General features: G+C 37.5%; 17 protein-coding genes and 1 other annotated feature. Of the genes, 15 read left to right on the top strand and 2 right to left on the bottom strand.

Annotated features, from left to right (window positions below):
• The first annotated feature begins 39 nt into the window (after positions 1 to 39).
• The 7 genes from AC3WJG_RS13210 (at position 40) to AC3WJG_RS13180 (ending at position 7,798) form a co-directional block, all read left to right on the top strand.
• Positions 40 to 813: a DUF2268 domain-containing putative Zn-dependent protease gene (locus AC3WJG_RS13210; protein ID WP_016763040.1), complete on the top strand. Its 774-nt coding sequence runs from the start codon at positions 40 to 42 to the stop codon at positions 811 to 813.
• Between the two features lie 226 nt (positions 814 to 1,039).
• Positions 1,040 to 2,062, top strand: coding sequence for an ABC transporter ATP-binding protein (locus tag AC3WJG_RS13205; protein ID WP_028407466.1), 1,023 nt, complete (start codon positions 1,040 to 1,042; stop codon positions 2,060 to 2,062).
• Positions 2,062 to 3,045, top strand: coding sequence for an ABC transporter ATP-binding protein (locus AC3WJG_RS13200; protein WP_016763042.1), 984 nt, complete (start codon positions 2,062 to 2,064; stop codon positions 3,043 to 3,045). Before AC3WJG_RS13205 ends, AC3WJG_RS13200 begins: the two co-directional genes overlap by 1 nt.
• Positions 3,046 to 3,088: 43 nt before the next feature.
• The gene (opp4A, locus tag AC3WJG_RS13195; protein WP_060746423.1) at positions 3,089 to 4,828 is read left to right on the top strand and encodes an oligopeptide ABC transporter substrate-binding protein; all 1,740 of its coding nucleotides are present in this window, start codon (positions 3,089 to 3,091) and stop codon (positions 4,826 to 4,828) included.
• Positions 4,829 to 4,856: 28 nt separating this feature from the next.
• Positions 4,857 to 5,822, top strand: coding sequence for an oligopeptide ABC transporter permease (opp4B, locus tag AC3WJG_RS13190; protein WP_013055410.1), 966 nt, complete (start codon positions 4,857 to 4,859; stop codon positions 5,820 to 5,822).
• 11 nt (positions 5,823 to 5,833) lie between these two features.
• Positions 5,834 to 6,748: an oligopeptide ABC transporter permease gene (gene opp4C, locus AC3WJG_RS13185; protein ID WP_028407468.1), complete on the top strand. Its 915-nt coding sequence runs from the start codon at positions 5,834 to 5,836 to the stop codon at positions 6,746 to 6,748.
• 300 nt (positions 6,749 to 7,048) lie between these two features.
• Positions 7,049 to 7,798 carry a YjbA family protein gene (locus AC3WJG_RS13180; protein WP_336075110.1) on the top strand — a complete coding sequence of 250 codons (750 nt, stop codon included), beginning with the start codon at positions 7,049 to 7,051 and terminating at the stop codon, positions 7,796 to 7,798.
• Between the two features lie 29 nt (positions 7,799 to 7,827).
• On the opposite strand, the gene trpS is transcribed toward AC3WJG_RS13180, so the two are convergent.
• The gene (trpS, locus tag AC3WJG_RS13175) at positions 7,828 to 8,817 is read right to left on the bottom strand and encodes a tryptophan--tRNA ligase (protein WP_026106503.1); all 990 of its coding nucleotides are present in this window, start codon (positions 8,815 to 8,817) and stop codon (positions 7,828 to 7,830) included.
• Between the two features lie 76 nt (positions 8,818 to 8,893).
• Positions 8,894 to 9,098, bottom strand: a binding site (T-box leader).
• Between the two features lie 666 nt (positions 9,099 to 9,764).
• Between trpS and AC3WJG_RS13170 the strand changes: the two genes are divergently transcribed.
• The 5 genes from AC3WJG_RS13170 to AC3WJG_RS13150 all read left to right on the top strand — a co-directional run bounded on the left by AC3WJG_RS13170 (position 9,765) and on the right by AC3WJG_RS13150 (position 15,377).
• Complete coding sequence (locus AC3WJG_RS13170) at positions 9,765 to 11,411, top strand: peptide ABC transporter substrate-binding protein (protein ID WP_492588293.1); 1,647 nt, start codon at positions 9,765 to 9,767, stop codon at positions 11,409 to 11,411.
• A gap of 97 nt (positions 11,412 to 11,508) precedes the next feature.
• Positions 11,509 to 12,444 carry an ABC transporter permease gene (locus tag AC3WJG_RS13165; protein WP_013055415.1) on the top strand — a complete coding sequence of 312 codons (936 nt, stop codon included), beginning with the start codon at positions 11,509 to 11,511 and terminating at the stop codon, positions 12,442 to 12,444.
• Between the two features lie 2 nt (positions 12,445 to 12,446).
• Positions 12,447 to 13,373 (top strand): ABC transporter permease, encoded by a 927-nt coding sequence (locus AC3WJG_RS13160; RefSeq protein WP_013055416.1) that lies wholly within the window; start codon positions 12,447 to 12,449, stop codon positions 13,371 to 13,373.
• A gap of 14 nt (positions 13,374 to 13,387) precedes the next feature.
• The gene (locus tag AC3WJG_RS13155) at positions 13,388 to 14,458 is read left to right on the top strand and encodes an ABC transporter ATP-binding protein (protein WP_028407470.1); all 1,071 of its coding nucleotides are present in this window, start codon (positions 13,388 to 13,390) and stop codon (positions 14,456 to 14,458) included.
• A 1-nt stretch (position 14,459) separates the two neighbouring features.
• Positions 14,460 to 15,377 (top strand): ABC transporter ATP-binding protein, encoded by a 918-nt coding sequence (locus tag AC3WJG_RS13150; RefSeq protein WP_028407471.1) that lies wholly within the window; start codon positions 14,460 to 14,462, stop codon positions 15,375 to 15,377.
• A 282-nt stretch (positions 15,378 to 15,659) separates the two neighbouring features.
• Here AC3WJG_RS13150 and AC3WJG_RS13145 read toward each other — a convergent pair whose 3' ends face one another.
• Positions 15,660 to 16,235 carry a GNAT family N-acetyltransferase gene (locus AC3WJG_RS13145; RefSeq protein ID WP_028407472.1) on the bottom strand — a complete coding sequence of 192 codons (576 nt, stop codon included), beginning with the start codon at positions 16,233 to 16,235 and terminating at the stop codon, positions 15,660 to 15,662.
• 452 nt (positions 16,236 to 16,687) lie between these two features.
• Between AC3WJG_RS13145 and AC3WJG_RS13140 the strand changes: the two genes are divergently transcribed.
• From AC3WJG_RS13140 to spxA, 3 genes are all read left to right on the top strand, one after another.
• Positions 16,688 to 18,052, top strand: a complete 1,365-nt coding sequence (locus tag AC3WJG_RS13140) for an amino acid permease (protein ID WP_098332499.1) — start codon at positions 16,688 to 16,690, stop codon at positions 18,050 to 18,052.
• Positions 18,053 to 18,575: 523 nt separating this feature from the next.
• Positions 18,576 to 19,982 (top strand): amino acid permease, encoded by a 1,407-nt coding sequence (locus AC3WJG_RS13135; protein WP_028407474.1) that lies wholly within the window; start codon positions 18,576 to 18,578, stop codon positions 19,980 to 19,982.
• Between the two features lie 418 nt (positions 19,983 to 20,400).
• Positions 20,401 to 20,799 (top strand): transcriptional regulator SpxA, encoded by a 399-nt coding sequence (gene spxA, locus AC3WJG_RS13130; RefSeq protein ID WP_013055422.1) that lies wholly within the window; start codon positions 20,401 to 20,403, stop codon positions 20,797 to 20,799.
• Positions 20,800 to 20,971 lie beyond the last annotated feature (172 nt).

The following is a 20,971-nucleotide window of genomic DNA, read 5'->3' as shown; positions in this document are numbered from 1 at the left end:
TATCATGAAACAAAAGGATGAAGAAAGTGAGGGGAAAACATGCCGATTGTTTCAACTTCTACTTGGACGGAGCCGAAAGAAATAAGCCGTTATCTTGCGCGCTATTTTAAGAAATTAAAAGAAAAAGAATATATGGAATTACTTTTTAACTATGGAATGTGTCCGCCTTCTTTAATGTTTATAAAAGAATTAGAAGAAATGAAGAAAAGACAGGTTTGGAAGAAAGTTAAAGCACATTATGAGAAGCTTAAAAAAGCATGGAATGGGCCCGATGTAGCAGTACTAGTGCTTCCAAGCAATCCTAGAAATCGAAAAATGCAGCGTGAATTTAATGGAAGAGCAGGTGTCGCTTTTACCGATAAATTATTTGTGTTTATGACAAGTCATACATCTGATGAAGAAATGTTAGCGGTACTTACCCATGAATACCATCACGTTTGCAGGCTAAAAGCCATTAATAAATCTGATGAAACGATTACTTTGTTAGACGCTATGATGATGGAAGGGTTAGCTGAAAGAGCTGTAGAGGAGTATTGCGGTAAAAAATATTTAGCTCCGTGGACAAATTATTATACCATTGAAGAAGCTAAAAAAATGTGGGAAAAGCATGTTAAACCTTATTACAATCTGCGCGCTGATGAAAAGAAATATGATCAACTGTTATTCGGCCAAAATTGGTATCCAGAAATGATGGGCTACAATATTGGTTATCATCTTGTTACTTCATGTATGAAGCCTCACACTTTAACTACTACACAGCTGCTTCCTCTTAGCACCAATACTATCTTAAAAAAATCTGCGTTCCAACTGTAAAAAAACAAGTTCTATATACCTAAAATTAAAAATAGTAAATTTTATCCTATTTTCAACAAAAAATTAGGAGGTTTATGCGTTAAAGTGCCGAAGGGATATTCAGAAATCATTATTTTAAAAATAAAAAATATAATTAATTTTCAAAATATATTGATTTTGTAATGAAATTGTAATAATATCTTATTCAAATATAACAATTTTCAGAAAAATGAGGTGTGCACTATAAATGGATAAAAAGCCCGTCGAATCAACACCTTTACTAGAAGTGAAAAATTTACAAACTGCTTTTTCCATTAATGATTCCTGGCATAATGCTGTGGACGACGTGTCGTTTCAAGTCGGACGAAAGCGAATTATAGGGGTTGTAGGAGAATCTGGCTGTGGAAAAAGCGTATTATCTTTATCCGTTATTGGGCTATTACCTAAAGTAAATAGTCAAATTAGAAGCGGAAGCGTTTTATTTAACGGAAAGAATCTTACGCACTTATCAGAAGATGAGATGAATGATGTTCGGGGGAAAGACATCTCAATGATTTTCCAAGAACCGATGACATCCCTTAATCCTGTGTTAACCATTGGGTATCAGCTGCAGGAAGTATTGTTTAACCATATGAATATATCGAAAGCGGAAGCGCGTGAAAAAAGCATTGCGCTTTTAAAAAGCGTTGGTATTTCGAGATCCGAAAAGCTCATCGATGAATATCCGCATCAGCTGTCAGGAGGAATGAGGCAGCGTGTCATGATTGCCATGGCGGTAGCTTGTCAGCCTAAACTTTTAATTGCTGATGAGCCGACAACGGCACTAGATGTTACGGTTCAAGCTCAAATTTTAGAATTGCTAAAAGAAATTCAAGAAAGCAATGATATGTCTATTATTATGATTACACATGATTTGGGAGTAGTTGCTGAGATGTGTGATGAAGTGATTGTCATGTATGGCGGAAAAATTGTGGAGCATACAGATGTTGATACGTTATTTTATGCCCCAAAACATCCGTACACGAAAGCGCTTCTTCACTCAATTCCACGCATGGAAGATGATGTAGAAGTATTAAATACGATCAAAGGAATTGTGCCTTCTCTTGTAAACATGCCGCGGACAGGCTGTCGTTTCGTTAACCGATGTCCTCATGCAATGGAAGACTGCAGTTCCGTTACGCCTGTTCTTCGCCAGGATTCACAGGGGCATGATGTCGCATGTCTGCTGTATAAAAATAGCTATCCGTCAAAAGGAGTGAAGACAAGCTAATGACTAAAGCGGTGAAAGATGTATTGCTAGAAGTTCAGCATTTAAAAACCTACTATCCTATTCACGGCGGATTTTTCCGAAAGAAAATTGGTGATGTAAAAGCAGTTGACGGTATTTCTTTTGCTATTCGAAAAGGAGAAACGCTCGGTCTAGTAGGAGAATCTGGCTGTGGAAAATCCACGGCAGGAAGAACGATTTTAAGACTGTTGGAACCAACTAGCGGAAAAATTATTTTCGATGGTAAAGATATCACAGAAGCAAAAGGAACTTCTCTCCGTAAAATTAGACAAGATTTTCAAATGGTTTTTCAAGATCCCTATGCTTCCCTCAATCCAATGCAAATGGTTGGAGATGTGATTTCTGAACCAATTCGGAATTTTACAGGAAAATCAACCAATCAATTAAAATCAGAAGTTATGAATCTACTTACAAAAGTAGGGTTACCGGAAGATGCATACTATAAATATCCTCACGAATTTTCCGGTGGACAGCGTCAGCGGATTGGAATTGCACGTGCACTTGCACTTCGTCCAAAACTTATTATTGCTGATGAACCGGTATCGGCACTCGACGTTTCTGTCCAATCACAAGTTTTAAACCTTCTAAAAGAACTTCAACAAGAATTCGACCTAACCTTTTTATTTATTGCCCATGATTTGAGTGTTGTTAAACATATGAGTGACCGTATAGGTGTTATGTACCTAGGCGGTTTAGTGGAAATTGCTGATAAGAAAAGTCTGTACGCAGAGCCATTGCACCCTTATACGCAAGCGCTTGTATCGGCTATACCTGAACCAGATCCGCGAAAGAAAAAACAGCGTATTATTTTACAGGGAGATGTGCCAAGTCCAATTGATCCGCCAAAAGGCTGTGCGTTTCATCCTCGCTGTATACATGCAATGGCGGAGTGCAGCCAAACGAAACCTGCCTTAAAGGAGGTGAGACCTGGCCATCAAGTAGCTTGCCATTTATATAACTCGTAAAAGCTACATACGAACAGATTATTAGTTAAATAGGGGGAACGTCATGATGAAAAAGAAATCGTTTTTATCACTTGTTTCCATTTTGCTTGTGCTATCGCTTTTTCTAGCGGCATGCAGCGGTGGAAGCAGTTCTTCATCTTCTAGTAATAAAGAAGGCGGAGAAACAAAAACTGAAGGTGCAAAAACAGACAAGCCAAAAGATGGCGGGACGATTACGTATGGGATTGACGGAGCGCCTGAAGGGCTTTTTGAGTACGCATTGTATGGTAGTGCATATGATAGCCAAATCTTAGAATTTATCAATGAAGGTCTCTTTACTTATGATAAGAAATTAAAGATTAAATCTGACTTAGCTACTTGGGATGTGAGTGGTGATAAACTAACTTACACGTTTAAATTAAAAAAGGGGATTAAGTGGCATAATGGAGATCCATTAACTGCAGATGATTTTAAATATACGTATGAAACGATTGCCGATAAAGACTATACAGGTCCACGCTATGTAAACGTTGAGCACATTAAAGGCGCTCAAGAATATCACGACGGCAAAGCGGATTCTATTTCCGGAGTTGAAGTAGTAGATCCACAAACATTTAAAGTAACGTTTAAAGAAGTTCGTGTAAATAACTTAGACAATCTGTGGCCATATCCAATGCCGAAAAAGTACTATGAAGGAATTGCTGTAAAAGATCTTGCAGAGTCCAAACAAGTTCGTAAAGAGCCTATTGGTGTTGGACCGTTTAAAGTGAAAAAAGTAGTAGCAAGTGAATATGTCCAAATGGAGCGCAATGATGATTATTGGAAAGGTAAACCCCATCTTGATGGTGTTGTTGTAAAAGTACTGGATCCATCTGTTTCCGCCGGAGCATTGAAAAAAGGCGATGTCGACATTATGGATGTTCGTCCAGCTGATTTAGGGCAAGTTGAAAAAGCGGAAAACTTAGACTTTTTGGAAGGGAAATCAACTAGTTATTCGTATATTGGTCTACGATTTGGACATCGTGATCAAAATGCTGGTAAAAACGTAGATGATTACGAAAAGTTCAAAGATCTAAAACTTCGTCAAGCATTGCTTTATGCAATAGATAGAAAAGCAATGGTAAAAGCATTTATGAACGACAAAGCGGTTGTTTCTAACACAGTTATTCCGTCTGTATTCTGGATTGCTGCTGACCAAAAAGATTTAACAAAGTACAAGTATAGTCCAGAAAAAGCTAAAAAATTATTAGCTGAAGCTGGTTATAAAGATAAGAATAATGACGGTTTTGTAGAAGATCCAAACGGAAAACCATTTACGATCTCATTCGGTCACTATGCTGGTCCAGCCAACTTCGAGGGTCGTGCGAAGGCTATTATGCAAGCATGGAATGATATTGGTATTAAAACAAAATTAGCAACGGGTTCACTTGTTGAATTTAACTTGTACAATGAAATGAAAGATAACGATGATAAGGCGTTAGAAGCGTTCTTTGGTTCTTGGGACACTGGTTCAGATCCAGATCCTACAGGATTATGGAGCTCTGATGCTGAATGGAACTATGGGCGTTGGGTAAATAAGGAATCTGATGAAATGCTTAAAGACGGTTTGAGCGAAAAATCATTTGATGATAAATACCGTAAAGATGTATATGTAAAATGGCAAAAATTCTTTAATGAGCAGTTGCCAGCACTTCCTTTATGGGAAAATATCAATATTTATGCTGTGAATAAGCGTGTGAAAAACGTAACTCTAGATCCATCAACGGTAGTTGTAGATCCGGAGAAATGGTCTGTAACGGAATAAGTATTTTACATGTAAAGGAGAGTCAACGATGCTGCAATACTCACTAAGACGTATTTTAGGGATGATTCCAATGTTGATTCTGATCTCCTTTGTTGTGTTTTCCCTGGCAAAAATGATGCCAGGGGACCCTTTTGGGGGAGAAATCAACCCTAGTAATACAGATCCAAAATACATTGAGGAAATGCGTGATAAGCTAGGATATAACGATCCTATCTACGTTCAATATTGGAACTGGGTAAAAGGAGTGGCACAAGGAGATTTAGGAAAGTCAACAACTCATAAGTTACCGACATTAGATATTATTTTAGAGCGTATGCCTAATACTATCTTTTTAGCTTTGACTTCGCTTTTGATTACGTATGTGTTTGCATTTATTTTAGGTATGTATGCAGGAAGAAAACCGTATACCTTAGCAGATAACTTTATTGCAGGATATAATTACTTTGCATTAGCGGTTCCATCGTTTATCGCAGGGATCGTAGGCATTTATTTATTTTCCTTTCAGTTAGGTTGGTTTCCATTTAGCGGTTCTGTTGAAGTAGGATTGAAAGAGGGATCATGGGAATTTATTCAAAGTAGAATTCATCACGTTATATTACCCGCGCTGATTCTTGGCTTGATGTCGACCGCTCAGTATACCCAGTTTTTGCGCAATGATATTATTGAAAACAGTCGCAAAGATTTTGTGCGCACTGCTAGAGCAAAAGGGACAAAAGAATCTAAAATTTATAATGTTCATATCTTACGCAACTCAATGATTCCGCTTATTACGTTTTTAGGGTTTGATCTTGTAACAATCATTAGCGGTTCTATCATTACAGAGACGATCTTTACGTATCCAGGAATCGGAAAATTGTTCGTTGACTCTGTAGCAACTCGTGACTACTCAGTTATGATGTCGCTTACAATGTTGTTTTCAATTTTAACACTGGTTGGGAATCTGGTTGCTGATTTGTTATACGGCGTAGCAGATCCGCGTATTCGTTTGGATTAGGAGGAGAAAGTATGGAAATTGTAACGAAAAAAGATGTACAGCCAGAAGTGAATATGAAAGCTCCTAAAAACCTTTCTCCATGGGCGATTGCGCGAAAGAAGTTTGTTAAAAATAAACTGGCCATGATAAGTTTAGCTTTTATGATTGTGATTACGCTTCTTGCCATTTTTGCACCGCTGCTTACAAAAGCAGATATTACACGTATCGACTATATGGCGATGAATGCAGCGCCTTCTAGTGAGCATTGGTTTGGAACGGATACAAATGGGCGAGACGTATTTGCACGTACATTGTATGGAGGAAGAACTTCGTTACTGATTGGAGTTGCTTGTACAACGCTCGTTATTTTAATCGGAACTTTTATTGGTTCGATTGCGGGTTATTACGGGGGCAAGGTGGATCAATTCTTAATGCGTTTTACAGACTTTGTATTAAACTTTCCGCTAATTGTTTTCGTTGTAGTGTTAAATACAATCCTAATTGGAAAGATCTCAGGCGTTTGGACGCTCATCCTAGTTGTTAGTTTCCTAAGCTGGGGAAGTACGGCCCGGCTGGTTCGAAGCAAAGTCTTGGCTGAAAAAGAAAATGAATATGTGCTTTCAGCTGTTTCCATTGGGTGCAGCCCGTTTAAAATCATCTTTAAACATTTGCTGCCAAATGTGTTTTCAACGATTGTGGTTCAAGCCAGTTTGCAGATGGCGATCCTTATTGTGTTTGAGTCAGCGATTAGCTTTATCGGTTTTGGCGTGCCGGCTGATACGCCAAGCTGGGGGAATATGCTGACAGAAGCAAGGGAATCAGATGTGCTGCAGAATAAGCCTTGGATGTGGGTTCCGCCAGGTTTAGCTATTACATTTACAATCCTAGCTATCAACTTCATTGGTGAAGGATTAAAAGATGCTTTGAATCCCAAATCTCTTCGTTAAAAATCTATCACAAAAGTGTGATAGATTTTTTTAGGTTTGTCAGACCTCCTGACAAACCTATTACTATAGAAGAAACTCGGATTTTTTTCTGCTTATAGGGGTCGATATAGCTCATGAAGCCTTTAGCAATCATTAGCACTGGCGTTATATCTGTGCTTTGAAATAAGTGCATTTGAACAATAGCCAAAAACGAAGGTATTTTACAATTAATTTTTAGAAAAATAACATCATTTGGAATAAAAATTCCTTTCTCTGCCTATACTGATGGATAACAAACAGATAGTAAGTGAGGGGTAAATTATGCTATATCTTCATGATGTATGGGTTAATTGGTTTGAAGGCGAAGAAAACGGTTATAATGTGTGTCATTTCCATGAGTGGAGAAAAGACGATTGTGTAGAACTGCTCGATCAAGCACCGTTATTAAAAGTAAATCCGATTTTATTTCATTACATTGAAAATGATCTTTCCGAGCTACCTCAACAACTACTACAAGATGTCTATCAGAAAGCATACATTCGGAAAAATCATGAACGCACGCAGGTTGAATATTGTTTTATCGTTACAGATGGAACGAATATTTTAGCAATTGATACGATGGGATATCATATTCCAATTCGAAAAAGCCGCTTAATTCCAAGACAGGAACAGTTAGTCTATGAGATGATTGCGGATCAAGAAGAGCTAGAATATAAGTTCAGTGAAGACGAGCTGAATAAAAAAGAGCATCATATTCTTTCACCGTCTCCTGAAACGATGAGAGGACTAACACGTAAAGAACGTCAGCTAAAACAGCTGTTATTTATGGCACTTGATCAGCTACATACAACAAAAAATACAGCTCAAATCCGCTACTGGTACACGGAGTGGAATCCAACGAAGTACGAAGACATTCAAGAGATGCCGTTTCAAGACGTGTGGAGTCAGCTATACGATGAAACGAAGTCAGGGTGGTCACCGAAGCATAAATTATTATGCGAGCGCTTAGTAAAAGGACAACCTTTCTTTGAAAAACTTTGGGAAATTGAACAAGAGCCAAAAGTTAATTAAAAAAAACGACTGCATAGCAGTCGTTTTTTTTAACGTTTACGGCCAATTCCCATTGCGTTTCGCATTTTGCGAAGCATTTTATTAGCCGTTGCATTTGCTTTATCGGCACCTTGATCTAAAATATCATCTAGCTCGCTAGAATCAACTAATTCATAATATCTTTTTTGAATTGGAGCAAGTGCTTCAGCTACCACTTTGGCTGTGTCAGCTTTAAAGTCACCATAACCTTTGCCTTCGTACATCGCTTCAATGTCTTCGATCGATTTATTGGCTAGGATTGAATAAATACTTAATAAGTTTGAAATACCTGGCTTATTTTCTTTATCGTAGCGAACAATACCTTCTGAATCCGTTACGGCACTTTTGATTTTCTTTTCAATTGTTTTAGCGTCATCCAAAAGCGTAATGAAAGCTTTTTGGTTTGGATCGGACTTGCTCATTTTTTTCGTAGGATCTTGAAGAGACATGACGCGTGCGCCCACTTTTGGAATACGTACTTCAGGAATAGTGAAAATATCATTGTATTTTTTGTTAAAGCGCTCAGCTAGGTCACGCGTTAATTCTAAATGCTGCTTTTGATCTTCACCAACTGGAACCAAATCGGTGTTGTATAAAAGAATATCAGCGGCCATTAATGGAGGATAAGTTAGTAATCCTGCTGATACTGCTTCTTTTCCAGCAGATTTATCTTTAAACTGAGTCATGCGTTCAAGTTCACCGATATACGCTACGCACTGTAACATCCATCCCGCTTCTGTGTGGGCAGGCACTTCCGATTGAATAAATAAAGTCGATTTCGCTGGATCAATTCCTACCGCTACATACAGAGCAGCAAGGCTGCGAATGTTTTTACGAAGTGCTAAACGATCTTGAGGCGTTGTAATTGCATGCTGATCTACAATACAAAAATGACAGTTATAGTCATGTTGAAGTTCAACAAATTGCTTCATCGCTCCAATGTAGTTACCTAAAGTGATTGTACCGCTTGGTTGAATACCTGAAAAAATTGTTTTCATCAAATCTTCCTTTCATCTGCACATATATGATGCTAATTTACGGATACAACATAAAAAGGCCCATCCACTCCTAGCATAAGCTAGGGGCGAATGGACCGCGTTGCCACCCTAATTAGCACACATAATTGTGAACTATCTTTATTCATGTAACGTTGAGGTCAACGTTCAAGCTTTGCACTTGAAAGCTCCAAAGTCCATTCTGCAGGTTTCAATGTTTGTTCTCACCAGCCACAAACTCTCTAAAAATGAAAATTCTGCATACTACTCTTTTTCACAGCTTTAATTATATAGTTATTCGTTATTATAACGCGAAAAAGCAGGAATTTAAACATCTTATCGCTAAAAAGTTTTATAAGACAATTTACTGGAATTTTTCAGCGGCAAAAAAAGACAAGAACCTTTTAATTAAAGCATTTCTTGATGAAAAATTGGTGGAGGATTTGGTAAAAATCTTTTATTTAGTATTTCTAATAACTTTGTAATACTCTTGTAATACCTATACTACAAAAAAGATTTTAGAAGTCTGACAAGTAGGCACAATCCTTATAAGATAAGGTTTTTTCCCTCATGACAAAAAAATACCATTAAATAATAGTATTGCAATAAATTTTTAAAATATTTATAATAGGCGTAACAAACATATTTTTTACAAAGGTATTACAATTTCTTAATTTTTCAGAAAACACAAAATAGACAATGTTTTGTTTCAATTAGCGAATTTTGTAATGAATGAGTCTTCTACATATTAAGCGCATACATTGGATTTACAGCATGTAAACAATTGATGACAGTTTCATAGAGTAGAAGAATAATTTTGCAGTGAGGTCTTTAATGCTCTACTATGTGAAAAAATAACTGATTATTTTGTATTGAAAGAGGATTAAGAAATTAGTGCATATCAAAAAAATATGGTTGCCACACAAACAAAATTTAATAGGGGGTAACACGCAATGAAGAAAAGGTTGTCGATTCTTTTCAGTTTGCTGCTTGTAATGAGCTTGTTTTTAGCTGCATGTGGATTTAACAAAGAATCTGGTGGCAGTGAAAATGCTAGCAGTGATGGCGGCGACAAGAAAAAAGAGCAAGAGCTTCGCGTAAACATTAAAACTGAGCCTTTTTCACTAAACCCAGGCTTAGCTAATGATTCAACGTCATCAAACGTATTATTACAAACATTTGAAGGTTTAACTCGTATCGGTAAAGATGGAAAACCTGAAAATGCAATGGCGAAAGATGTGAAGGTCAGCGATGATCAAACGAAATATACGTTTACGATTCGCGACGATGCAAAATGGTCAAATGGTGACCCTGTCACAGCAAAAGATTTCGAATATGCATGGAAATGGGCGTTAGATCCTAAAAACGAATCTCAATATGCATATCAATTATACTATGTTAAAAATGCACAAGCTGCTAATGAAGGAAAAGGTTCATTAGATGATGTTGCGGTTAAAGCAACAGATGATAAAACGCTTGAAGTAACATTAGAAAATCCAACGCCATATTTCTTAGAATTAACAGCTTTCTATACGTACTTCCCAGTGAATACGAAAATTGCTGAATCAAATGAAAAATGGTACACAAATGCAGGCGAAAACTATACGTCAAACGGTCCTTTCAAGCTTAAAACTTGGAAACATAATGACAAAATCGAGTTAGTTCCTAATGAAAACTATTGGGATAAAGATGCTGTAAAACTTAAAAAAGTTGAAATGTACATGATCAATGATAACAACACTGAACTTTCAATGTTCAAAAACGGTGAAGTAGACTGGGCGGGTATGCCTACTGGTCAATTACCAGCTGATGCACTTCCTGAATTAAAGAAAGACGGTTCATTAAACATTCAAGAGATTGCAGGTACTTACTGGTACAAGTTTAATACAGAACAAAAACCTTTAGATAACGTGAACATTCGTAAAGCATTAGCTTATGCAATTGATCGTAAAGGTATTACAGAACAAATTACAAAAGACGGTTCAGTTCCAGCGATGGCGGCTGTACCACCAACAATGTTTGAAGACAACAAAAAAGGTTACTTCAAAGACAATGATGTGAAAAAAGCAAAAGAATATTTAGAAAAAGGCTTGAAAGAAATGGGCCTTAAAGACGCTTCAGAACTACCAGCAATTAAGGTTTCATACAACACGGATGAAAAACATGCAAAAATTGCACAAGCTGTTCAAGATATGTGGAAGAAAAACCTTGGTATTAAAGTACAGTTAGACAACTCTGAGTGGGCTGTTTACATTGAAAAATTACACCAAGGAGATTATCAAGTTGGACGTATGGGCTGGTTAGGAGATTTTAACGATCCAATCAACTTCTTAGAATTGTTCCGTGATAAAAAAGGCGGAAACAATGATACAAACTGGGAAAACCCAGAATATAAAAAGTTATTAATTGACTCTCAAAAAGAAACAGATCCTAAAAAACGTCTGGAAATGTTGAAAAAAGCAGAAGGTATCTTCATGGATGAAATGCCAGTGGCACCAATCTACTTCTATACAAACGCTTGGGTACAAGATAAGCAGCTGAAAGATGTTGTGATGTCTGGACTTGGAGACATTCAGATTAAATGGGCTCATTTTGAGTAAGTAACATCAATTATGACAAAGGGTATATGGGGCCTGGTGCTCCATATACTTTTCTTTCTTGTGCGCGAATTTTGTAAAAATATGGAGGTGTGTCAGGGTGTTCAAATATATAGGAAAACGACTTATTTATATGTTTCTATCATTATGGCTGATCGTAACAGCGACCTTTTTCTTAATGCGTGCTGTTCCAGGAGGTCCATTCACATCAGAAAAGCAGCTTCCCCCTGAAATTCAAAAAAATCTAAATCAGTATTACGGTCTAGACCAGCCTTGGTACCATCAGTACTTTGATTATTTAACATCAATTTTAAAGTGGGATTTTGGTCCATCTTTCAAATATAAAGGCCAAACGGTAAATGATTTGATTAACGGCGGATTCCCTGTTTCATTCATGCTAGGGATGGAAGCTATTTTAATAGCGATTGCTATTGGTGTAGTACTTGGTGTTATTGCTGCTTTAAAACATAATAAGTGGCAAGATTACACGGCGATGGTTATTGCAGTTCTAGGAATCTCAGTTCCGAGTTTTATCATGGCAGCGGTATTACAATACGTTTTAGCTATGAAACTACAAATTTTTCCGGTTGCACGCTGGGAATCTTGGGCACACACGGTGTTACCAGCTCTTGCGCTTGCTTCAACCCCTATGGCGTTTATCGCACGATTAACTCGTTCGAGTATGCTTGAAGTATTAAGCAATGATTATATTCGTACAGCGAAAGCAAAAGGTTTAAGCAGAGGCGTTATTACAGTTAAACACGCCATGAGAAATGCGATGCTTCCAGTTGTATCCTATATGGGACCTTTAGTAGCAGGGATTTTAACGGGTAGCTTTGTTATTGAAAAGATATTTGGTATCCCGGGATTAGGTTCACACTTTGTACTCAGTATCTCAAACCGAGATTATACAACGATTATGGGCGTAACGGTATTCTACAGTATTTTACTACTTTTTTGTATCTTGCTTGTAGATATTGCATACGGCTTCATTGACCCTCGAATTAAACTTACAGGTGCTAAGAAAGGAGAGTAACTATGCAGCAACTTCCGAAAATTCCTAAAGAAATGTTTGAAACAGCAGGGATTGACCGCGCTCAGGCAGAAAAGATTGAAAAACCGAGTCTTTCATTCTGGCAAGATGTTTTTATTCGTTTTCGCAAAAATAAGCTTGCTATGTTTGGTGTAGTACTAATGGTTCTCCTTGTTTTTATGGCTATATTTGGTCCATTGATGGTGAAATATGATTATGCAACCAATGATTTACTGAATGCTAATCAGGCTCCATCTTCTGAGCACTGGTTCGGTACAGATGAATTAGGGCGTGATGTTTTTGCTCGTACGTGGGAAGGCGCTCGTATTTCATTATTTATCGGATTAGCAGCAGCTTTAATTGATTTATTCATCGGCGTAGTTTGGGGAAGCATCTCTGGATACCGCGGCGGCCGTACGGATGAAACAATGATGCGTGTTGCGGATATCTTATATGGTGTTCCTTACCTTTTACTGGTTATTATTTTAATGGTTATGCTTGGCCAAGGGTTAGGCACGATGATTTTGGCGATGACTATTACCGGCTGGATTAACATGGCCCGTATTGTACGTGGACAAGTATTGCAGTTGAAAAATCAAGAGTACGTAATGGCTTCACAAACATTAGGAGCAACAACAAAACGTATTTTATTTAAACATCTTATTCCTAACGCAACAGGTCCAATTTTAGTAACAATGACACTAACGATTCCTTCAGCAATCTTTACAGAAGCATTTTTAAGCTACTTGGGACTAGGCGTTCCGGCACCGCTTGCAAGCTGGGGAACAATGGCTTCAGAAGGCTTACCTGCTTTGGAATACTATCCTTGGCGCTTATTTTTCCCAGGTTTGTTTATCTGTTTAACAATCTTAGCGTTCAACGTAATTGGTGATGGATTACGAGATGCGTTAGATCCAAAACTACGTAAGTAAGGAAGTGGACTCATATGTCACGTTTATTAGAAGTAAAAAATTTAGCTGTATCATTTAAAACATATGGCGGAGAAGTTCAAGCTGTTCGCGGCGTTAACTTCCACTTAAATAAAGGTGAAACTTTAGCAATTGTTGGTGAGTCAGGATCTGGTAAAAGTGTAACTTCACAAACGATCATGCGCCTTATTCCGATGCCTCCTGGCCGAATCAAAAGCGGTGAAATGCTGTTTGACGGTATTGATTTAGCTAAGAAAACGGATAAAGAAATGGAAGCTATTCGCGGTAAAGATATCGGTATGATCTTCCAAGATCCGATGACTTCCTTGAATCCAACGATGAAAGTTGGGGCTCAAATTGGTGAAGTCGTAATCAAGCATTCCAAAGTATCTAAAGCAGAAGCAAAAAAACGGGCAGTCGAGTTATTAACGCTTGTAGGAATTCCTTTTCCAGAACAGCGTGTGAATCAATATCCGCATGAATTTAGCGGCGGGATGAGACAGCGTGTTGTTATTGCAATGGCTCTTGCTTCTAATCCGAAACTCTTGATCGCTGATGAACCAACAACGGCGCTTGATGTAACAATTCAAGCTCAAATTTTAGAGTTGATGAAAGACATTCAGAAAAAAACGGATACATCTATTATCTTTATTACCCATGATCTTGGTGTAGTAGCAAATGTAGCAGATCGAGTAGCCGTTATGTACGCTGGTCAAATTGTTGAAACCGGCACAGTGGACGAAGTGTTTTACGATCCAAAACATCCGTATACGTGGGGACTGCTAGCTTCTATGCCAAGCTTAGATAACGAGGCAGAAGAAGAGCTTGCTGCTATTCCTGGAACGCCGCCAGATTTAACGAATCCTCCAAAGGGAGATGCATTTGCAGCGCGAAATCCATACGCAATGAAAATTGACTTTGAGCAAGAACCTCCAATGTTCAAAATATCTGATACGCACTATGCGAAAACATGGCTGTTGCATCCCGATGCACCAAAAGTAGAGCCGCCTGCTTCAGTTCAGCGCCGCATGCGTAAAGTTGATAATGTATACAGCACACCTGTACTCGTAGCGAAGGATGGTGAATAATATGACAGATAAATTATTAGAGATTAAAGGCTTAAAGCAACATTTTTTCACAAGTAAAGGAACAATTAAAGCAGTTGATGGTCTGACGTTTGACATCTTCCGCGGAGAAACATTAGGGCTTGTAGGTGAATCTGGTTGCGGAAAGTCAACGACAGGCAGAACGATTATTCGTTTATACGACGCTACTAGCGGTGAGGTGCTATTTAATGGCGAAAATGTACATGGTCGCAAATCCCGCTCAGAGCTTAAAAAATTCAATCGTAAAATGCAAATGATTTTCCAAGATCCATATGCGTCGCTTAACCCTCGTATGACCGTAGCAGATATCATAGCAGAAGGCATTGACATTCACGGTTTAGCTAAGACTAAAAAAGAGCGTATGGCAAAGGTTCACGAGCTTCTTGAAACAGTCGGGCTTAACAAAGAACATGCCAATCGCTATCCACATGAGTTTAGTGGCGGTCAGCGTCAGCGTATCGGTATCGCAAGAGCACTGGCAGTAGAACCAGATTTTATCATCGCAGATGAACCAATCTCAGCTTTGGACGTATCTATACAAGCTCAAGTTGTTAACTTAATGAAAAAGTTACAGCGTGAACGTGGACTAACATATTTATTTATCGCCCATGATTTGTCAATGGTAAAATACATCAGTGACCGCATCGGCGTTATGTACAGAGGTAAGATTGTAGAGCTTGCACCAAGTGATGAACTTTATCGAAACCCTGTTCATCCATATACAAAAGCGTTGCTTTCAGCTATTCCGCTTCCCGATCCTGACAGTGAAAAAACACGTCAGCGCAAAATTTATGATCCAAGTATCCATGACTATAACGGTGAAGAACCGGAGCTTAGAGAAGTATCTCCAGGTCACTACGTGTCTTGTTCTCAAGCAGAGTTTGCCACATATACAACATAACAAAAACGATCTCACAACGAGGTCGTTTTTTATTTAGTTATCAAAGAACACTAAGCTTCAAGTTGCAAAAAACATGTAAGAACAAGTAACATTAGCGCTTTACAGGTATTATACAGTAAAGGATTGAGAAATACTATTAAAAATTTTCAGAATTTTATATTTAAGACAAAATATCTACGTATAAACCTTATAACTAAAGGAATATAAGTGGTTAATAATGTTATGTGTTGAATAATAATTCAAAAAATATAAAAAGAAGGTAGACATGCGTCTACCTTCTTTTTATAAATCTGCTAAGATATCGCCGTCTTTACGATTCTTATCAATTTTTAGCACTTGATCTGCTGGCTGATAGGACGCACCGTATATTTCTTTGTCTTTGTACGTATGAATTAACTCGTACGTTTTTTTCATTTTATTTAAAATGCTTTCCTCTGTTTCAGAGGTAGGAGACCAATATAGAATTTCCATTTGGTTAATTTCATTTGTAGCTAATGACCGACGATTATAGCCAATTGTTTGAGCATGCTTAAAGTCTGCACGTTTATAAAAGTGCAGTCGTTTTGCTGAGTCTGAATCTTTATAGTCTACAGGCTCTACTTCTAAGATAATTGGTTTGTTGTGCTGTTTTAACTCATCAATTAATTTACCGCCAAGCCCTTGACCTCGAGCGTCTTTTGAAACAAAGAGGTAATCGATAAAGATAAATTGGTTTGTTTCCACGTACATTAATACGTGATGAGGTCCTTCATTTTTATGATAAATATCGCTGCGTTCTTGTAAAAGCGTTTCGATATGCTTCTTTGATTTCATTTCTTCAATGGGAAAATATTGACTTAATTTTTCATACCAATTCATAGCACCCTCCTACTGATCTTTTCACGATGATGTTCATAATAGTGTTTAAACAGTTATCTTATCTTTACCCTTTTTAGGGAAAAGTAAGCATCTATAATTGAAAATATAGAAGAATAATCGATTGATTATTCTTAATAATTAGATAATTATAGTAGAATAAGAACATATAATGTAAAAAATGGTTTTTTATTATATTTCTATCGTAAGTTTATTTGTGAAAATCACAAAAAACTATCGCATTTTTTGTGATTTTTGATAAAATGAACAAAGTGAAGTTTTTTTAATATTGTATTTTATAGATGTGATAGCGATAAAAGTGCAGGTGTGAAACTTGTAATATTAGATTTTTAATACATACACCGTCTGAAATTATTTAGCTGAAAAATAAGTTAATACTATACACGTAGCCGCTATCGCTATTAAATGAAATGGATATGTTAGGAGAGAGAATTATGCAAGGGAACACGCAAGAAAAAGAATTAAGCCGTGGACTTGAGGAAAGACATATTAGCTTAATGTCTTTAGGTGCAGCTATCGGAGTTGGATTGTTTTTAGGTTCTGCATCCGCTATTCGGTTAGCGGGTCCTGGTATTCTTATCATGTATGGAATCAGTGGTCTTGTTATGTTTTTTATTATGAGAGCGCTAGGTGAAATGGCAGTGCAAAATCCAGTAGCCGGTTCTTTTAGTAAGTATGCTAACGATTATTTAGGGCCACTTGCTGGTTATTTAACAGGCTGGAACTACTGGTTTATGTGGATTATTACATGTATGGCTGAAATTACAGCTGTTGGAGTATATATGGAGTTTTGGTTCCCGGGTGTACCTCAGTGGATATGGGCACTTGCAGCACTCATTATCATGACAGGGGTTAACTTTTTAGCTGTAAAAGCATATGGCGAACTAGAGTTTTGGTTTTCTCTTATTAAAGTGGTAACGATTATCCTTATGATTGTGCTGGGACTAGGCATGATTATCTTTGGAATTGGAAATGGCGGCATTGCAACAGGAATCAGTAATTTATGGAGTCACGGGGGCTTTTTCCCGAATGGTATGAAAGGTGTTCTTTTATCACTTCAAATGGTTATGTTTGCTTACCTTGGTATTGAAATGATTGGGGTAACAGCAGGAGAAGTGAAAAATCCGGAAAAGACATTAACAAAAGCAATTGATAATGTACTGTGGAGAATTTTGATTTTTTACATCGGAGCTTTGTTTGTTATTATGTCTATTTATCCTTGGCCAGAGATCGGAACGCAAGGAAGTCCATTTGTTTTAACATTTGATAAAGCTGGAATTCCCGCTGCAGCAGGGATTATAAACTTTGTAGTGTTAACAGCGGCTTTATCTTCTTGTAACAGTGGAATTTTTAGTACAGGCCGTATGTTATTTAATTTAGCTCAGCATGGGGAAGCTCCAAAACGCTATGCCAACTTAACAAAAGGCGGCGTGCCTGGTGCAGCAGTTATCGCTTCAGCTGTTGTACTGCTAATCGGAGTTGGCTTAAACTATGTTGTTCCTGATAAGGTGTTCACCTGGGTGACGAGTATTGCCACTATTGGAGCAATTTGGACATGGGGAATTATTTTACTTTCTCAAATTCGCTTCCGCAAGGGATTAAGCGATCACCAAGTAAGTGATTTAAAATATAAGCTTCCGTTTTTCCCGTATACGTCATATCTCTCTCTTGCTTTCTTAGCGGGAGTAGTAGTGGTGATGGGTTTTTCCTCTGATACAAGAATAGCCCTTATTGTAGGTCCGGTATGGTTTGTTTTATTGGTTGTTGTCTACTATTCAAAAGGTTTTCATAAAAGATAAAAAATAAAGCGCGGACAAAAGTAATTTCGTTGAAGGAAGATCCGAACGAGTTGAATTCTTGATTAAGAATCCAACTCGTTCGGATTTTTTTATGGTGATGGTGAACGTAGGTTTACTGTATGTAGGGCTTCAAGCTGTTAATTGGAGGGTAAGGTGAAGACTCCTCCCGGGAAAAGCGAGACCCTGCAGGAGCGGAAGCAACGATGAGGCTCGCCGGCCGCTCGCGGAAAGCGAAGTCTTGTACGGAAATCCACAGCGGTGTAACAAGCGTGATTCATACGAACTCATATATCCCATTTGTTCATCTTTAGATTGATGTAGTTGTGTTCCAGCCGCATTTTTTTCCAAAAGAAAATGAAGGATTTATTATTTCACTTTTTGCTTTAGTGTGCTAATATATTATATTGTTAAACAAATGAAGAGATGAATGAAGAAACAAATAATTATTACGTGTTAATAGATTAGCATCGAGCTTTCTATCTCAAAAGTTTAAGCGTTTAGAAAGCAAAAGGAGACACAGCAAATGAAAGATAAAAAATGGGGACTTTGGTTTTTAACAGCCTTTGTAGTTGGTAATATGGTAGGCGGCGGAGTATTTATGCTTCCTTCTAATTTAGCAAACGTATCAAGTCCAGTCGGTTCAACACTTGCTTGGATTGCAACAGGTCTTGGCGTATTCATGATTGCTCTTGTATTCGGGAACTTAGTCATGAGAAAGCCCGAATTAAAAGGAGGGCCTCAAAGTTATGCAGCGAATCTTTTTTCGTCGCCTAAAGCAGGTAAAGTAGCAGGGTATAGCATGGCTTGGGGCTACTGGGCAGCCAACTGGGCTGCAACAGCATCTGTCATCATATCGTTTGCGGGATATTTAACAACGTTCTTTCCAGTAATGGAGAGTAAGGATATTTTATTTTCAGTTGGAGATTTTCAATTAGAAGCTGGAAAATTCATTACGTTTTTAGTATGTTCTATTGTCCTATGGGGAATTCAAGCTATTTTGCAGCGAGATATCAATAGCGCCGGTAATATTAACTTTATCACAACGGCAGCTAAAATTATTGGATTCGGTTTATTTATTGTCGTGGCGCTATCGCTATTTAGCGCATCCAACCTGGTCAGTACAGAATTTGTTAATTCAAAGGGTATAAATGTAGGATTGGGAAGTCAGGTCAATGGGGCAGCCATTGCTACGCTGTGGGCGTTTATCGGAATTGAATCGGCTGTACTGTTATCTAACCGTGCAAAATCACAAAAAGTAGTCAAGAAAGCAACACTGCTTGGATTATTGATCTCAATGGTTATCTATGTGGGGATTACGCTTCTAGCTATGGGGATTCTTTCAACAGCTCAGCTTCAGCAGTCTCAAAAACCTTTGGTAGATACGTTAGAAATGGTGATTGGACATAAAGGTGCTTACGTAATGGCCATTTTAGCACTTATTTCTTTATTAGGTTCTACGGTTGGATGGATTGTTGTTAGTGCAGAAGTTCCTTATCAAGCAGCAAAATCAGGGTTGTTTCCACAGTGGTTTGCTAAAACAAATCAGAACAATAGTCCAGCCCGCTCACTAACATTAACAAATGGCTTAACACAGTTGTTTTTGTTTGCGACTATTTCAGGTACAGTTTCGCAAGCCTATAATTTCGCTATTGTTGTAGCTACTCTCGCTTATTTAGTTCCTTATTTCGTGACGACAGTTTATCAATTAAAGCTTATTGTGACGGGTGAGACGTACGACACGATTAAAGGATCGCGAGTAAAAGACGGAATCATTGCCTCGTTAGCACTTATTTATTCACTTTGGGTGATTAAGACAGGTACAGCTGATTTAAAAACATTTTTCTTAGGTATTGGCTTATTTGTAATCGGGCTGTTACTGTATCCTATCTTAATGAGACGAGGAAAAAGAAGCACATCAGCTATTAAATAAATAAGAGGTTATCTCAAAAGCTTTGCAGAAAAGTCAGTTCTTCTGCAAGGCTTTTTTAGTGACTGAAAAATTTGAAGAATTTGTAAAAGAAAAAAATAATAAAAAAATGAAACTAATCTACAGGTTTATTCGTAATAGTAGTGTGGTAAATAAATAATGAAGAAAATCGGCAATGAAAATAATGACAGTGAAGGAACGAACTAATGCACTAGTCCACTTCAAAAAGTATATCATTCCGATGAAGTTTATAGTATAATGCAAATAGATATTATTTTTTAAAAGTAATTATAAAGTAGTATCGATTTTCATTATCAGTCATTAAATATTTACACTCGTTGAAGTTTGTATAAAACAACATGATTTACAGTTCATGTTTTAAATGTTATGACCGATTATGATAGAAGGAGTGAAGGAGTAAATGGTTACATTATATACATCACCAAGTTGTACATCTTGTCGTAAAGCGAAAGCTTGGTTAGAGGAAAATGATATTGGATATACAGAGCGTAATATCTTTTCAGAGCCGTTATCAATCGACGAGATTAAAGAAATTTTACGTATGACAGAAGATGGAACAGATGAAATCATTTCAACACGTTCGAAAACTTTCCAAAAACTAGACGTTCAGGTAGACGCTATGCCTTTGCAAGATTTGTATGAATTAATTCAGCAAAATCCTGGCTTATTGCGCCGTCCGATTATCATTGATGAAAAACGTCTACAAGTTGGTTACAATGAAGACGAGATCCGTCGTTTCTTACCACGTAAAGTGCGTACTTTCCAACTTCGCGAAGCTCAAAGACTTGTGAATGGTTAATTTTTATATTTGTCTGTTTAAGATTTAAATAAGAAACCAACCAAGTAACGTTTGCTTGAAGTTGGTATATAAAAAAATAAGCAGCAGGGAGCCACTGGCTCCCTGCTGCTTATTTTTTGTCGAAATAGCAGGGAAAATGAAGTATATATGTAATTAGTAAAGAAAGAGAGTA

The sequence above is a fragment of the Priestia sp. FW507-14D1A genome, assembly GCF_058781295.1.
The sequence above is the reverse complement of the archived record's forward strand: the minus strand, read 5'-3'. Positions and strand labels throughout refer to the sequence as shown.

Coding starts and splice junctions, on each gene's coding strand:
- AC3WJG_RS13210 (WP_016763040.1), top strand. CDS start 40: ATGCCGATTGTTTCAACTTCTACTTGGACGGAGCCGAAAGAAATAAGC.
- AC3WJG_RS13205 (WP_028407466.1), top strand. CDS start 1,040: ATGGATAAAAAGCCCGTCGAATCAACACCTTTACTAGAAGTGAAAAAT.
- AC3WJG_RS13200 (WP_016763042.1), top strand. CDS start 2,062: ATGACTAAAGCGGTGAAAGATGTATTGCTAGAAGTTCAGCATTTAAAA.
- opp4A (WP_060746423.1), top strand. CDS start 3,089: ATGATGAAAAAGAAATCGTTTTTATCACTTGTTTCCATTTTGCTTGTG.
- opp4B (WP_013055410.1), top strand. CDS start 4,857: ATGCTGCAATACTCACTAAGACGTATTTTAGGGATGATTCCAATGTTG.
- opp4C (WP_028407468.1), top strand. CDS start 5,834: ATGGAAATTGTAACGAAAAAAGATGTACAGCCAGAAGTGAATATGAAA.
- AC3WJG_RS13180 (WP_336075110.1), top strand. CDS start 7,049: ATGCTATATCTTCATGATGTATGGGTTAATTGGTTTGAAGGCGAAGAA.
- AC3WJG_RS13170 (WP_492588293.1), top strand. CDS start 9,765: ATGAAGAAAAGGTTGTCGATTCTTTTCAGTTTGCTGCTTGTAATGAGC.
- AC3WJG_RS13160 (WP_013055416.1), top strand. CDS start 12,447: ATGCAGCAACTTCCGAAAATTCCTAAAGAAATGTTTGAAACAGCAGGG.
- AC3WJG_RS13155 (WP_028407470.1), top strand. CDS start 13,388: ATGTCACGTTTATTAGAAGTAAAAAATTTAGCTGTATCATTTAAAACA.
- AC3WJG_RS13150 (WP_028407471.1), top strand. CDS start 14,460: ATGACAGATAAATTATTAGAGATTAAAGGCTTAAAGCAACATTTTTTC.
- AC3WJG_RS13145 (WP_028407472.1), bottom strand. CDS start 16,235: ATGAATTGGTATGAAAAATTAAGTCAATATTTTCCCATTGAAGAAATG.
- AC3WJG_RS13140 (WP_098332499.1), top strand. CDS start 16,688: ATGCAAGGGAACACGCAAGAAAAAGAATTAAGCCGTGGACTTGAGGAA.
- AC3WJG_RS13135 (WP_028407474.1), top strand. CDS start 18,576: ATGAAAGATAAAAAATGGGGACTTTGGTTTTTAACAGCCTTTGTAGTT.
- spxA (WP_013055422.1), top strand. CDS start 20,401: ATGGTTACATTATATACATCACCAAGTTGTACATCTTGTCGTAAAGCG.